This window comes from Gilliamella sp. wkB308 (genome assembly GCF_001690185.1).
GTDB lineage: Bacteria > Pseudomonadota > Gammaproteobacteria > Enterobacterales > Orbaceae > Gilliamella > Gilliamella apicola_I.
This window is the reverse complement of sequence record NZ_LZGN01000041.1, coordinates 1-13,858: the sequence shown is the minus strand read 5'-3', so window position 1 is coordinate 13,858 and position 13,858 is coordinate 1. Positions and strand designations below refer to the sequence as shown.

The window sequence follows — 13,858 nt, the reverse complement described above, 5'->3', positions numbered from 1 at the left end:
AACGGGTTCGCAGAGCAATCTCAGAAAATAATTTATACATAAGTGCTGCGTAACCCTTTCTTATTTTTAACTGCCTCAGCAGGAGGCTCACGATGAAGATGAAACCTATGCCAATCAAAGAGCCTGACCATATCAATTGGTATGTTGTCGTTTATTTGTTTTTTGTCACATTACTGGGGTCATTAGCCAGTTATTGCTATCACATTATTAATGGGAATAAGTTTAATCTGATGATTTTAATTGCTCAGATATTTATTTCTACTTTTGCCGGCGCGCTGGTGGTGTTGGCAGCCAGTTATTTTAACTGGCAGTTTGAGCTGGCTGGCGGTGTTGCCGGTTTAGCGGGGTGGTCGGGCGCAACCTTAATTAAAGCGCTTGAAGAACAATTAATAAAAAAAACACGTGGACATGATGATTAAAAGGAAAACTAATGAAACTGACTGAACATTTTAAACTGGATGAGTTTACCTATTCATTGACGGCCAGTCGATTAAAAATTGACAATTCCGTACCGGCAGCACTGATGCCCAATATCCAATTAACAGCAATAAAACTTGAACTGGTCAGAAAAGCCCTTGAGCACCCCATCATCATTACTTCCGGTTACCGTTGTCCGGCATTAAATGCGCGGGTAGGCGGGGTGGCAAGTAGTGCACACACTCAAGGTTTGGCGGTTGACTTCCGTTCGCCATTCGGCACACCGAAACAAATCTGTCAACGATTGATAGATGCAGGAGTCGTGTTTGATAAGCTTATTCAGGAGCATAATCAATGGGTTCATATCGGATTCAGTCCCACTCATAATCGCCAAATAGTGCTGACCGCCGTCAAAAATGGTGGTAAAACCGTGTATCTAAACGGATTAGTATGATGAATAAATTAACATTGTTGATTAAGTTATTACCGTATGGTTGCATTGTAATAACCGGTTTAGCGATTTATTTTGCATATCACTGTTGGCAAGGTGAACAACTGGCAATGGCTAAAACGGTGGCGTTAGAAGCGCAATTTAACGCATATAAACAAGGTAATAATGCCATTAAATTAATTGAGTCAAATATTCTTGAGACAATAAAAGATGAACAGGTTAAAACAGATAGTTTACGTGATGATGTGGATAATGGTCTTGTCGAGTTGCGTATCAAAGTCGCCACCCTCGAACGAAATAGTGCCGCCACCGGCGATATTGCTGACAAAGCCTTACGACTTGCAAAATCTTCTCAACAAGATTATTACCGTCTCACCCACGCAATCAGCTATAACCAAGCCCTAATCGAAGGATGGCAACAATACTACTGTCAGGTCATTGTACCTCAAAATAACACACTGTTTATGTGTAATAGATAATTGTTTTATCAGGTGTAAATAGCTTTTTCTAATCGAATTTATTGAATAAATTTAAAAAACTCTTCCTTAATTTCTGAAGTTTTTATGAAATTTATAAGCAAACAATAATTAACAAGATCTATTTTTAAAATGTCGCTAAGGAGATGATAATTTGATTTCAACAATCTCAGCTTTGCTTGAATCTCACCTTGATATTATTGCAAAAAAACTAAACTTACCTGTTTTCGATGAAAATAGTGAAATACTTTCTCATTCCGATATTTATCTCAGAACTTATATTTTACCAGAAGTAACAACAAGCGTTGATTCAGAAGGAAAATTGAAGGTTTATCGAGGTGTTTATCAAATTTCTGTTGTCGCACCTATCAATAGCGGTAAGTTACGTTCTCAACAAATATCTGATGAAATTATTCAGCATTTTCCACTCAATTTAGAGTTAACAAGTCATAACTTTTCACTTTATGTAAATTCTATACCAAGTGTTTATCCAGCAAAAATGGATAATGCTTGTTATACACTACCGATCAGCTTTAACTATCGTGCTGATTCTATATTTTAAATAAAATTTAAGGAGATATATATTATGGGTTTTGCTTTACCTAATGGTTCACGTGTATATGTGCAAAAATCACACAATGAAGTAACTAATTTTAATTCAATTTCTAATGCTAAAGAAGCGGTGGTAACGTTAAATTCAGGGCATGGACTAGTGGTCGGGGACGAGGTCATGATCACCTCATCATGGACTAAATTGAATAATATTGTCGCAAAAATTTCTCACGTAAATAACAATGAAGTGACTTTGGGCAATATTAATACTAGTAATACAATGGTATTCCCAGTTGGAGAAGGACAAGGAACTATCACCAAAATCACAGAATGGGAACAACTACCTCAAATTAAAGAGGTTGCTACTGAAGGTGGTGAACAGCAATTTATTCAAATTCAGTTCCTTGATGATGATGCAGAACGTCAATTACCGACTATCAAATCAGCGAAAAGTAAAAGTTTTACCATTGCTCACGACAGTTCATTACCTATCTACACATTGTTACAGCAGTTGGATTTAACCAATAATGTTGTTGCAATGAAAATGTATGTTCCTAAAGCTAAAGAAACACGTTATGACTCTGTCCGTATTGCTTTTGATCCGACGCCAACAACAGCCATTAATGATATTGAAACTGTAAAAGTAAGTGCGACAGTTGAGTCACCAGCAATCACTTTCTATAAAGATTAATTAGGACATTTTAATCATGGCAAAATTTAAACTTATTGCAGATCCGACATTTAGATGTGAAGTTTCCATTCCGCGTCCTGGATTGGACGATGGTCAAATTAGTTTTGATTTCAAACATTATTCAGTTGATAAACTGACCGTGTTTGAGACCGAGCTTAAGGATAAACCTATCATTGAATTTATGATGAAAATTGTATCCGGTTGGAATTTGGATGAAGAGTTTAATCAAGAAAATTTAAATATCTTATTAAATAACTATCCTGCTGCTTGGCAAGCAATAACCAATACTTATTATAAAGAGATGTTAGGACAACGAGAAAAAAACTCATAGAGCTTGCCACTGCACTTTATTCATCAACGCCTTCAAAAGCTGAACTTGATTCTTTTGGGCTATCGGAAGTCGATTATGAAGATGAGTATATAGAAATATGGTCAGATAACTGGGATGCTTTCCAGTTATTCCAAGCCATGTCAACGCAGTGGAGAACAAGCATGAGTGGTATTTTAGGTCTTGACTATAATTGCTTACCTTGGGTAATGCAAATGCTTGATATTAAAGGAAACCAAAAAATTTTTAATGATATTCGGTTAATGGAAAGTCAGGCCTTAACAATCATACACAAATCAAAATAACCGACGAAAGTCGGTTTATTTAATATGGGTAATCTATGTCAAAAACAACTACATTATCATTAAAAGTTGAAACAGGTAATCTTGATAAAGAGATTAAAAGAATTAACGAGTTAGATGTAAAGCTTAAAACCACTGATAAAAGTTTGAGAACACTAAATACATCTAAACTAATGCATAACAATATTAGTAAACGTCAATTGGAATCTTTATATAACCAAATTGGTGTCTATAATAAGTTATTAGGAATCATTCATCCGGTCAACAAAGCATTGGATAATCTGCTTTATGTGCAACAACAATTATCTGACAATAATGGAAATGGATTTATTGATGCTCATGCTTTTCAAGTTTTTAATTCAATAATTGAAAGCTCTAAGTCTCAATTAATTGGGATAATTGAATCGCAAGAAACATTTGCCAATACAAGTGAAAAAATGAGTGCGGCATTAAGTCAGATTTCAAATCAAATGAAACAGATGTCAGCACAAGCGAATGTAAAGAAAAATCCATTAATGACACTGGCTGAACATGGAATAGAAATTGGTGAAATGTTCGGTCCTGTTGGGAAAGCTATTGGTACGATAGTTAAAGTGGGTGCCGTTGTCGGTAAGGATTTGTTTGACTATTTTGATAATGCTGTATCTGCCACTGATAGTTTAAATGAGTCTCAAGAAAAACTGTATAGTATTGTTAAACTAAATAAAGATGGAACAGTTTCATTTACTGATGAATTAAAGGAACTAGCAAATATAAATCCTAAATTTGCGACGGCATTTATTCAGACTGCAAAAAGACTTTCAGAAAAATCAATTGAGTCTTCAAAAGGTGTTTTTAAAGAAATTTTAAAAGAATCAAAGATTAAATTTAACAGAATAACTAATGAATTGGACTATATTCAAAAACATCCAAATGGAATTGAAGTACCTGAAAAAATTGATAATATTTGGGAGAGTGAAGAACAATATAAAAAGGCTAATCAAAAGGTGTATGATAATATCTTTAGTTCTTTTAAATCAAACACTGAGCAACTTGCTAAAACATGGAATATAACTAATGAAGAAGCAAAGCTTTTTTTAAATAAATTGTTAGAAATTAAAAATGCATCAAATTCATTCGAGTTTGAAGCAAAATTAAATGATCTTGGGGCTTATTTTGGAGACATCTCATCAATAGCTGGAAAAGGAAATGATAATTTAGATAATTTTATAATAAAATTTAAAGAAATTATTACCAAAGTCACTAATTCAACAAAAATACTGAAGTCATCAAATGATTTAAATGGCAACCCTCAAGGCGATAAAGGCAATAGAAGTAAAATAAATACTTTATTTTCTTCCAAAAATAGTGCGCCGTCATTAATAAAAACTAGTCAACGTGATGAGAAAAATCTTCAAATTCAATTAGAATCATTAAAAGAACAAAATGCAACGATCGGCGCGATAACGGCAGAACGTAAAAAATACTTTGATTTGCAAGCTCAGATTAACATCTTGGAACAAAAAAACAATAAAAGTATACTAACTGCAGAAGAACGTTATTTACTAGCCAATAAAGCGTCGTTACTTACTCAATATGAAAAAAATGCGGCAATTTCTGAAGAAATCAATGGTCGAATCAAAGCCCAACAGATTTTACAAAATATTACTCACAATTCTACTCAATTACAAAATGAGATTGCGGATAAAAAAGCGACCTTTGGAATGACATCATCTCAATCATCAAGGTATCAAAGTCGAATTAATTTAGAAAGAAATAAGGAACAAGATTTAGATCCGAGTAATAATCTAAGTCAAGAAAACATCATCACTATAACCCAAAACTACCTTGAGGCAGCTCAACTTTTAGAAGAAAGTTTTGTGCAAGAAGATTTACAAAAAGGAGATTGGATAGCTGGTTTAACAACCGGTTTGAAAGAATTTGCTGAAACATCTCAAGATGTTTTTAGTGTTGCTAAAGATTTTGCGCAAAATTCAATTGGATCTATGTCTCAAATGATGACAACGCTTGTCACAACAGGCAAAGCAAACTTTCAGGAGTTTGCAAAAACTATCTTAGTTAATCTGATTGAAATTATAAATAAATTGATTTTAGCGCAGATTATTCAATCTGCTTTAACGAGTTTTGGTGGTGGAGGAAAAGCGACCGGAGGGCTTCAACAAGCTTATACAGGGGGTGAAATTCTTGGATATGCTTCGGGTGGAAGTGTGGGATATGCATTGGAACCGGGCGGTTTTACCGGACGAGGTAACAAGTACCAACCAGCAGGAATTGTTCATAAAGGCGAGTTTGTTTTTACAAAAGAGGCAACTAAACGATTAGGTGTAGACTATCTTTATAGTCTGATGAATGATTCTCATAAAGGATACGATAGCGGTGGTTATGTTCATACCTCTATTTCGGCTCCGATAGCATTAGCCCAACGCACAACACCTTCTTCAAATGCAATCACTGTTAATCCCAATATTGTATTAAATATGTCTTCAGAAAATAGTACTTCTACTCATGGCAATAATACCGATCCCAAACAAGTTCAATCTCAAGTAGATGCGGTTATTAGACGGCAAATGAATGAGATGTTTAAAAAATCAGTTTCACCGGGAGGAGAGTTATACAACGTCATGTATGCGATGAAGTAATGATATTAAGCATTTAGATTCTTTTAAAAACCTCTAAATAGCATAATTTTAATTCTTATTCGAATATTAAAACACAATAACAACTCATTTTTAATCATCCCTATTTCTTGGGATATCATCGTATTTTAGTCGTCTATAGCGCGTAACTGGATTCATTTCAACACTATTAACTTAATTTTTTTATTGCAAAGAAAACATGAAGTTTAAAGTTAAAATTGATCACATAAATAAATATCCGTTTTGATGTTTTTAATTCAACTAAATTACTTAGACATATTCAAAACCAAATTTTGTTTGAGGAGTATATGAAAGTAGATAAATTTAAATGGAAAACAATGCATTCCCCCAATGGAGGGGAAAAAATGAGTATCACAGAAGTAAAATTTAATGATGGATATTCGCAAATTTGGAGTTCTGGAATCAATAAATCAAATGAAACATGGGATTTGTCCTATACGGGCCATTGTAACGAATTGGCTGAAATCCGTCAGTTTCTTAACAGCCATATTATTCATTCCTTTCAATGGGTTAATCCGTGGGGAGAAGAAAGATTATATCGTGTTCAAAACGAATCAATCAAATCTGAATTTATCTCTTCGAATGTGGTAAAGCTAAGTTTTACTTTTGTCCAATCTTATGCACCTTAATTATTCAAATGTAAACCTCAAAAAATTTTTTTAATTAAGTTTTGGGGATTGATGGAGAGAACATGTCAATAACACAAGATTTACAAGCCATTGAAGGCAATGAGCTAATACAACTTATTGAAGTTGATTGTACAAAATTTGGGCTTGATGAGGTTTTGCGATTTCATTCTCATAATATCTCTGCTGAAGGGTGGGCTTCCTTTGCTGTTGGAAATTTACCTTCTATAAAATGGCAAGGTAAAGAATATTTACCGTATCCGTATGAATTAAGCGATCTTGAATTAAGTAGTACGGGTGCACAACCTACCCCTAAATTGTCAATTGGTAATATTGACGGAAGAGTGACTAGATTGTGTATAGATTATGATGATTTAGTTCAAGCGAGAGTAAAAATTCATACCACAATGGCAAAATACCTTGATTCAGACAACTGGTTAGCAGGTAATGCCACAGCCGATCCAACTCAAGAAAGGGTTCAATTATTTTTTATTAATAATAAACGCGAAGAAACGAAAGCTATTGTTGAATTTGAACTTTGTTCGCCATTTGATATTCAAAATTTACAATTGCCTACCAGGCAAATCACAACACTATGTACTTGGTGTATGCGTGGATGGTACCGCTCAGGTACAGGCTGTGATTATGCTGGAAATAAGTTTTTCACCAAAGACGGAATTGCCGTCGATGATCCGGCAAAAGATGAATGTGGAGGACTATTAAAAGATTGTAAAGCCCGACATGGTAATAAACCTCTTCCGTTTGGCGGTTTTCCTGCGGCTAATCTTCAAGGTAAGTAATATGCGACAAAAATTACTAGATTCAATCAAAAAGCATGTGGATAGCGAATACCCAAATGAAGCTTGTGGATTCATTATTGATACGGGAAAAAAACAGATCTATCTACCTTGTAAAAACATTTCAGATAATCCACAAGCGCATTTTTTAATATCACCAGAAGAACAGTTAGCTGCAGAAAAACAAGGTGAAATTATCATGATTATTCATTCTCATCCTGATGTTACGTCACTGGTTCCGTCAGAATTTGACCGTATTCAATGTGATTATACAGGTATTGAATGGGGAATAATGTCTGCTCCTGATGGTGACTTTTGCACAATATCGCCACGAATAAATCGAGATTATACAGGACGGCAATGGTTGCTTGGTCACGCTGATTGTTGGTCATTAATAATGGATTATTATGATCGTGAATATGGAATTAAATTAAACAATTATTCAGTGCCTCGAGAATGGTGGAATAGTGGGAAAGAGAATTTTTATGATGATAATTGGCAAGCAGAAGGATTTGTTGAAGTCGGTTTGAATGAAATGAAAGTCGGAGACATGATTATGATGCGCGTTGGTTCGCAAGTCACAAATCATGCTGCTATTTATGTGGGTGATAATCTTATTTTACACCACCTATACGGTCAATTATCTACACGTACACCTTACGGTAAATATTTTCGAGATAGAACTGTTCGCATTGTGCGGTATAAGGAGTTATTGAATGCTCAGTAAGTTAACATTGAAAGGTGCAATGGCAAGGCAATTTGGAAAAAAGCATACGTATGACGTAAACAATATCCGGGAATTGCTACGCGCACTTTGTGCGACAATAAAAGGATTTGAAAAATATATGAGTACGGCTCATTTAAAAGGCATTAAGTTTGCCTTTTTTGTGGATGGAAAAAATATTGGAATTGATGAGTTTGATATTAATGTTAATGGCAAAAATTATGTGATTATGCCGATAGCTCAAGGCGCCAAAAGTGGTGGTTTATTACAAGTTGTGATCGGAGCCGTTGCTTTAATTGGTGCTTTCTTTACTGGTGGCGCCTCTTTAACGCTATTGGGTGCTGAAATTACTGCATCTTCAGTTTTAGCTAGTATTGGTTTGAGCATGGCATTAGGTGGCATTGTGCAATTACTTACCCCTCAGCCTAAATTTAACGCAGGTGGGGCATCAAATACCGAAAATAAACCTAACTATGGTTTTGGAGCGCCCGTTAATACCAATGCGGTAGGATATCCTGTTCCTGTTTTATTAGGTAACCGTGAAATTGGTGGCGCAGTGATTAACGCAGGTATTTATTCAGAAGATCAACAATAGGTGGATTATGCAATTAATAGAAGGTCAAAAGGGCGGTAAAAAAAAGCAACATAGACCTTATGAACAACCCGATAATTTGCTTTCAACAGCAAAGCTCAAAGTGCTTTTAGCATTAAGTGAAGGGGAAATTCAAGGCGATCTAACAGAACAAAATATATTCATTGATAATACTCCACTAGCCAATCTCGATGGCACACGTAATTTTAATGGTGTTGCATGGGAATTTCGTAATGGTGCCCAAACGCAAGATTATATTCAAGGAATACCTGAGATAAGTAATGAGTTAAAAGCCGCTTTTACAGTAAAATCTGACAATCCTTGGATACGATCATTTAGTAATCTGGAATTAGATGCCATAAGAATCAAATTAAGTTTACCAAGTCATTTACATTATAAAGAAAATGGTGATACGGTAGGAACTGTTACCAAGTATACTATTGACTTATCAACAGATGGCAGTGCGTTTGAAACGGTTATTCATGGTGAATTTAATGGAAAAACTACCTCAGAATATCAGCGAGATCATCGCATCAATTTACCAAATGCATTAGAAGGGTGGACTATACGTGTTAGACGACTAACACCTGATTCAAAATCAAATAAATTGATTAATGCGTTTAGTGTTTTTTCATATGCGGAAATTATTGACAGTAAATTACGGTATCCTAATACCGCTCTACTTTATATCGAGTTAGATGCTAGCCAATTTAATGGTTCTATTCCTAAAATTAGTTGTAAACTGAAAGGAAAAATTGTCCAAGTACCAGACAATTATGATCCAGTAAACAGGACCTATTTAGGCAATTGGACCGGTGGATTTAAAATGGCATATACCAATAATCCTGCTTGGCTTTCTTATTATTTGATGCGTGATGAAATAGCAGGTATGGGGGTAAGAATTGATTCAACAATGCTCGATAAATGGTCAATTTATCAATTAGGTCAGTATTGTGATCAAATGGTACCGGATGGTCGAGGTGGCATGGAACCTCGCTTTGCTTGTAACGAATATATACAAAGTCAAGAAGAGGCTTATAACGTTCTAAAAGATTTAGTGGCTTCATTTCGGGGCATTATATTTTGGGGTAATGATCAGATCTGTTTAACCGCAGATATGCCACAAGATGAACCAGATTTTATCTATCATCCTTCTAATGTTATTGGCGATTTTACCTATTCTGGTGGTTCATATAAAAATCGTTATACATCCTGTTTAGTTGCATATTCTGATCCTAACAATCATTATTGTGATGATGTTGAGGCTGTGTGGGACCATGACTTGATGCGTCGTTATGATGTCAATGTCATGAAATTAACAGCGATAGGTTGTACTTCGCAAGCTGAAGCGCAACGACGTGGACGTTGGGCTTTACTTTCTAATGCAAAAGATGAAGTGATCACATTTTCAGTAGGACTCGATGGCTATATTCCTTTACCTGCGCGAATCATTGGAATTGCTGACCCTTCTCGTTCTGGCAAAGAAAATGGCGGGCGTATTCACGCCGTTGAAGGACGAAAAATCACATTAGATAGAGCCGTTGAATATGATGTGGGTGATCGGTTAGTCCTTAATTTACCAGATGGCACTGCGCAAAGCCGAACGATTAGAGCGATTAGTACAGACAAAAAAACACTCACTGTTACGGCTAATTATAAACTGACACCAGTTGCTGGCGCAGTATGGTGTATTGATAGTGATAATATCGCTATTCAGTATTATAGAGTAACCTCAATATCATCGTCTAATGAAGGTCAGTTTACAATTACGGCTATTCATCATGATCCAAATAAATTCAAATATATAGATCAAGGTATACGATTAGAGCCAAAACCAATAACAGTTACTCCGCCAAGTTCAGTTTCATCCCCCAAAAATATTGTTTTATCAGAAAGTAGTTATATATCTCAAGGCCTGTCAGTGGCATCATTACAAGCTTCTTGGGATGTGGTAGAAGGTGCGACAAACTATATTGCTCAATGGAGAAAAGATAATTCGTCTTGGATTAATATTGGTCGAACTAATGGAACGAATTTTACCGTCGAAGGTGTTTACGCTGGTGTTTATGAAGTTCGAGTACGAGCAGTAAATGCGATTGATGCATCTTCACCTTGGGCCTATTCACAAGCCAAAGCAATCAAAGGAAAAGTTGGTAAACCTGATAGACCAGTAAGCTTTACTGCTAGCGAAAGTGTGGTATTTGGTATTGACCTTAATTGGTCGTTTCCAATTGGAAGCGGAGATAGTAGTTACACAGAAATTCAATATAGTACGACTGAAAATCAAGAAAATGCCCTGCTATTAAGCAATGTTACTTACCCAACTTGCAATTATTCTCAGACCGGGCTAGCTATAGGTCAACAGTTTTTTTACCGTGCTCGCCTTGTCGATAAAATTGGTAACATCAGTGATTGGACAGATTGGGTTAGAGGTGTTTCAAGTACCAATACTAACGATTTGACAGACCATATTTTTGAAGAAATAAAAGAAACAGACGCTTGGAACTCGATTGTAGATTCGGTGGATAATACCGCTGTAAGTTCAATTGAGAACGCTAAATCAATTATTGAAAATGCGTTGGCAAATGATACAGAGACACGACGCCGTAGAATTGAAAACGGCAACTTGTCCGCTGAAATTCAAGAAACCCATTCAGTATTATTAACTGAGAAAGAAACAACTGCCATTGCTTTAAAGGAGCTGAACGCCAAATACGGTAGTATAAATAGCAACTTATCCGAATTAAAACAGACAACAGCGGAACAAAATGCCGCTACTGCTAAATCAATACAGGCAATTAACACAAAAGTTGGAGATGTTTCTACCACCATTTCAGATGTCAGTGAAACGGTAAATAATTTAAATGGTAAAGTTTCAGCTCATCGTACAATGAAAGTTGAAGTAGATGACAAAGGTCAACAGTATGTGGCAGGTATGACAATGGGTGTTGAAAATACTGACCAAGGAATGCAAAGTAATGTCATTTTTCTTCAAGATCGTTTTTCAATCATGAACTCAGCCAATGGAAATCCTCAAACAGTCTTTACGACACATGGCAATCAAGTTGTTATTGATGATGCTGTTATAGGGAATGGGACAATCACAAATGCAAAAATCAAGGACGCATCAATCACTAGCGCAAAAATTGCGAATTCAATTCAATCCGATAATTATGTGCAGGGTCGGACTGGATGGGTTTTGCATAAAAATGGACAATTTGAAATAAATGGAATTTTTGAGGGACAAAGTAAAGTGTTAATTAATAATGAGGGCGTTAAAGTTTTCGATGAAAGAGGATTGTTGCGTGTCAAACTTGGGAAGTTGAGGTAATAATTATGTTTGGAATACAGGTTTTTGATGATAATCAACGAGATGTTATTAATTTTATTAGTCCTGTCTATGTTTTAGATTTTTTTCGCATTAATTCGGGAAGTAGTGGGCAAAAAAAATATAGCTTTGATCTTGATATGTTTACAATGAATTGGGTCTCGTCATTCGGCGAAAATATCTCAGAAGTTTTTTTAGATGTTAGGATCGACAATGAAACCTTGACTTGGACCAGTAGGGGGTATTCATTTGATATTTTTGTTTTTTTGAGAGGTAATAAATGAGTTATGGACTGACAATCAAAAATAATGCTGGGCAAGTTTTTATATCACCAAATGTAACCCCCATGAATTTTATAAAAAAAATAAATGTGACAATTCCTAGGGGAAATATAAAAATCAGAAAAATAAATATTAATACGGGAATTTCAGATGTACATATTGTGCTTCCATTCGTGAGAGCTGTAGGGTTAATTGAAGATGCTCCAGCGATGGTTTCATCTGTGCGCTCAATTAACGGATTTAAGTTTATAGAAATTGCTTATAGTAATAACTTTGAATTTAATTTAGAAGTTTATTTGTTTGCAAACTATGTACCAAGGTTAACTAGTTATGGGTTAGAAATTTATAATGAAAAACATAATCTTGTTTATAACAATTCATGCAAACCGCTTGAAATGGATTTTTGTAGGGTGCCAGACCATAATTTGTTTAATAAAAGCAAACAAACTCTTGAAAGAAATAGCTTGAAAATTGAACTTGGTTTTCCTGTCGCTGTTTTATGTACTGTTTACGGTTCAAAATTATTTAACTTGCCAACATTCGGAAATTTGATATTTGATATTTTTTCTACAGCAATAAATGAGAGTGTTTGTCTTCATCTATTAGTCAATATTAAAGGAAAACATATTACAAATTTCCCAAAAATTGAAAACATCCCCTTTATAGATATTAGAAAATATCAATAGAATCAGGTTTTCTGAACCTTATCTTTTAAAAATACTTTAATTATATTTATTGTTTAACTTTGAGGAAAGTTATGTCTTGGTATAAAACAGGTACAATTACAATTACTAATGGTAGTAAATCAGTAACGGGTATTGAGACTAAATGGGCAAATCCATTAATTGGTGTTTGTTCAGGTCAAATGTTAATATTAAAAACAAAAAATTCAATAGAAATATGTGAAATAGCGTCTGTTCAATCTGATACACAGTTGACGCTAGCAAATGAATATATTGGCGATACAAAAACTGGGGTTAATTACGAAATCCCAACATCGCCCAATGTTTCAATTGAGGCTTTAGCGTTGCGAATATCCGAAATGCTGAATTATTATCAAATTCAACTTGACGCTTGGCACACAATATTAACAAGTGAAAACGAGGTCACCCTAACCGCTCCAGACGGGCGACAGGTTACGATAAAATCACAATATGCAATTTCAAATGAACTGGCTAAACTTTTAGAGGAAAGTAAAAGCTATGCGGAACAAACAGTAAAAAACGCCGATACAGCCATAGATGCCAGCTCATCGGCGCTCAATAGTGCGGCATCAGCAAAAAACAGTGCTGATAGCGCCAGCTCATCAGCCACAGCTTCAAGTAATTCAGCTCAAAAATCTAGTAATAGTGCAAATTCAGCCAGCCTATCCGAAAACAACGCCAAAACATCTGAGCTGAATGCTAAAAAATCGGCAGAGGATGCCAAAAAAGCCGTATCCTCAATTGACACTTCAGTTTTCATTAAAAAATCTGGTGTAGATAATCAGTTAATTGACGGCTCATTAGATGTTAAAAATTTAACTGAAAATTCTCAGCGAGTTTACTCACCTAATAATAAACCAACGGCGGATGATATTGGTACTATTCCTGCTGTTAAAAAACAGGTAAACGGATCACCTATTTACGTGGTAGGT

At 35.2% G+C, this 13,858-nt stretch carries 15 protein-coding genes and 1 pseudogene; all 16 read left to right on the top strand.

Annotation, left to right across the window (positions count from 1 at the left end):
• The first annotated feature begins 92 nt into the window (after nt 1–92).
• Nucleotides 93–419, top strand: a complete 327-nt coding sequence (locus A9G10_RS11095; RefSeq protein ID WP_218837354.1) for a phage holin family protein — start codon at nt 93–95, stop codon at nt 417–419.
• An 11-nt stretch (nt 420–430) separates the two neighbouring features.
• Entirely contained in the window at nt 431–871 is a 441-nt protein-coding gene (locus A9G10_RS11090) for a D-Ala-D-Ala carboxypeptidase family metallohydrolase (protein WP_065559620.1), read from the top strand.
• Nucleotides 868–1,347, top strand: coding sequence for a lysis system i-spanin subunit Rz (locus A9G10_RS11085; protein ID WP_081299200.1), 480 nt, complete (start codon nt 868–870; stop codon nt 1,345–1,347). Before A9G10_RS11090 ends, A9G10_RS11085 begins: the two co-directional genes overlap by 4 nt.
• 151 nt (nt 1,348–1,498) lie before the next feature.
• Nucleotides 1,499–1,906 (top strand): phage tail terminator-like protein, encoded by a 408-nt coding sequence (locus A9G10_RS11080; RefSeq protein WP_081299199.1) that lies wholly within the window; start codon nt 1,499–1,501, stop codon nt 1,904–1,906.
• A 24-nt stretch (nt 1,907–1,930) separates the two neighbouring features.
• Complete coding sequence (locus A9G10_RS11075) at nt 1,931–2,587, top strand: phage tail protein (protein WP_065559618.1); 657 nt, start codon at nt 1,931–1,933, stop codon at nt 2,585–2,587.
• A 16-nt stretch (nt 2,588–2,603) separates the two neighbouring features.
• Nucleotides 2,604–2,918: a phage tail assembly chaperone gene (locus tag A9G10_RS11070; RefSeq protein WP_065559617.1), complete on the top strand. Its 315-nt coding sequence runs from the start codon at nt 2,604–2,606 to the stop codon at nt 2,916–2,918.
• On the top strand, nt 2,915–3,220 hold the full coding sequence (locus tag A9G10_RS12525; protein ID WP_081299198.1) for a DUF1799 domain-containing protein: 306 nt from the start codon (nt 2,915–2,917) through the stop codon (nt 3,218–3,220). Before A9G10_RS11070 ends, A9G10_RS12525 begins: the two co-directional genes overlap by 4 nt.
• A 35-nt stretch (nt 3,221–3,255) precedes the next feature.
• The gene (locus A9G10_RS11065) at nt 3,256–5,856 is read left to right on the top strand and encodes a phage tail tape measure protein (protein ID WP_065559616.1); all 2,601 of its coding nucleotides are present in this window, start codon (nt 3,256–3,258) and stop codon (nt 5,854–5,856) included.
• 305 nt (nt 5,857–6,161) lie between these two features.
• Nucleotides 6,162–6,503, top strand: coding sequence for a phage tail protein (locus tag A9G10_RS11060; RefSeq protein ID WP_065559615.1), 342 nt, complete (start codon nt 6,162–6,164; stop codon nt 6,501–6,503).
• Between the two features lie 62 nt (nt 6,504–6,565).
• On the top strand, nt 6,566–7,300 hold the full coding sequence (locus A9G10_RS11055) for a phage minor tail protein L (protein WP_065559614.1): 735 nt from the start codon (nt 6,566–6,568) through the stop codon (nt 7,298–7,300).
• A 1-nt stretch (nt 7,301) separates the two neighbouring features.
• Nucleotides 7,302–8,024, top strand: coding sequence for a C40 family peptidase (locus A9G10_RS11050; RefSeq protein ID WP_065559613.1), 723 nt, complete (start codon nt 7,302–7,304; stop codon nt 8,022–8,024).
• On the top strand, nt 8,014–8,616 hold the full coding sequence (locus A9G10_RS11045) for a tail assembly protein (protein WP_065559612.1): 603 nt from the start codon (nt 8,014–8,016) through the stop codon (nt 8,614–8,616). The genes A9G10_RS11050 and A9G10_RS11045 overlap by 11 nt, the downstream gene beginning before the upstream one ends.
• 7 nt (nt 8,617–8,623) lie before the next feature.
• A complete protein-coding gene (locus A9G10_RS11040; protein ID WP_065559611.1) occupies nt 8,624–11,944 on the top strand; it encodes a host specificity protein J in 3,321 nt (1,106 codons plus the stop codon).
• Nucleotides 11,945–11,949: 5 nt separating this feature from the next.
• Nucleotides 11,950–12,225, top strand: coding sequence for a hypothetical protein (locus A9G10_RS11035; protein ID WP_065559610.1), 276 nt, complete (start codon nt 11,950–11,952; stop codon nt 12,223–12,225).
• Entirely contained in the window at nt 12,222–12,908 is a 687-nt protein-coding gene (locus A9G10_RS11030) for a hypothetical protein (RefSeq protein ID WP_065559609.1), read from the top strand. Before A9G10_RS11035 ends, A9G10_RS11030 begins: the two co-directional genes overlap by 4 nt.
• 71 nt (nt 12,909–12,979) lie before the next feature.
• Nucleotides 12,980–13,858 (top strand): annotated as a pseudogene (locus A9G10_RS11025) (hypothetical protein); the annotation flags it as partial.

What these genes read in the sequence shown, in the direction of transcription:
- A9G10_RS11095 (WP_218837354.1), top strand. Translation starts at nt 93, where the DNA reads ATGAAGATGAAACCTATGCCAATCAAAGAGCCTGACCATATCAATTGG.
- A9G10_RS11090 (WP_065559620.1), top strand. Translation starts at nt 431, where the DNA reads ATGAAACTGACTGAACATTTTAAACTGGATGAGTTTACCTATTCATTG.
- A9G10_RS11085 (WP_081299200.1), top strand. Translation starts at nt 868, where the DNA reads ATGATGAATAAATTAACATTGTTGATTAAGTTATTACCGTATGGTTGC.
- A9G10_RS11075 (WP_065559618.1), top strand. Translation starts at nt 1,931, where the DNA reads ATGGGTTTTGCTTTACCTAATGGTTCACGTGTATATGTGCAAAAATCA.
- A9G10_RS11070 (WP_065559617.1), top strand. Translation starts at nt 2,604, where the DNA reads ATGGCAAAATTTAAACTTATTGCAGATCCGACATTTAGATGTGAAGTT.
- A9G10_RS11065 (WP_065559616.1), top strand. Translation starts at nt 3,256, where the DNA reads ATGTCAAAAACAACTACATTATCATTAAAAGTTGAAACAGGTAATCTT.
- A9G10_RS11060 (WP_065559615.1), top strand. Translation starts at nt 6,162, where the DNA reads ATGAAAGTAGATAAATTTAAATGGAAAACAATGCATTCCCCCAATGGA.
- A9G10_RS11055 (WP_065559614.1), top strand. Translation starts at nt 6,566, where the DNA reads ATGTCAATAACACAAGATTTACAAGCCATTGAAGGCAATGAGCTAATA.
- A9G10_RS11050 (WP_065559613.1), top strand. Translation starts at nt 7,302, where the DNA reads ATGCGACAAAAATTACTAGATTCAATCAAAAAGCATGTGGATAGCGAA.
- A9G10_RS11045 (WP_065559612.1), top strand. Translation starts at nt 8,014, where the DNA reads ATGCTCAGTAAGTTAACATTGAAAGGTGCAATGGCAAGGCAATTTGGA.
- A9G10_RS11040 (WP_065559611.1), top strand. Translation starts at nt 8,624, where the DNA reads ATGCAATTAATAGAAGGTCAAAAGGGCGGTAAAAAAAAGCAACATAGA.
- A9G10_RS11035 (WP_065559610.1), top strand. Translation starts at nt 11,950, where the DNA reads ATGTTTGGAATACAGGTTTTTGATGATAATCAACGAGATGTTATTAAT.
- A9G10_RS11030 (WP_065559609.1), top strand. Translation starts at nt 12,222, where the DNA reads ATGAGTTATGGACTGACAATCAAAAATAATGCTGGGCAAGTTTTTATA.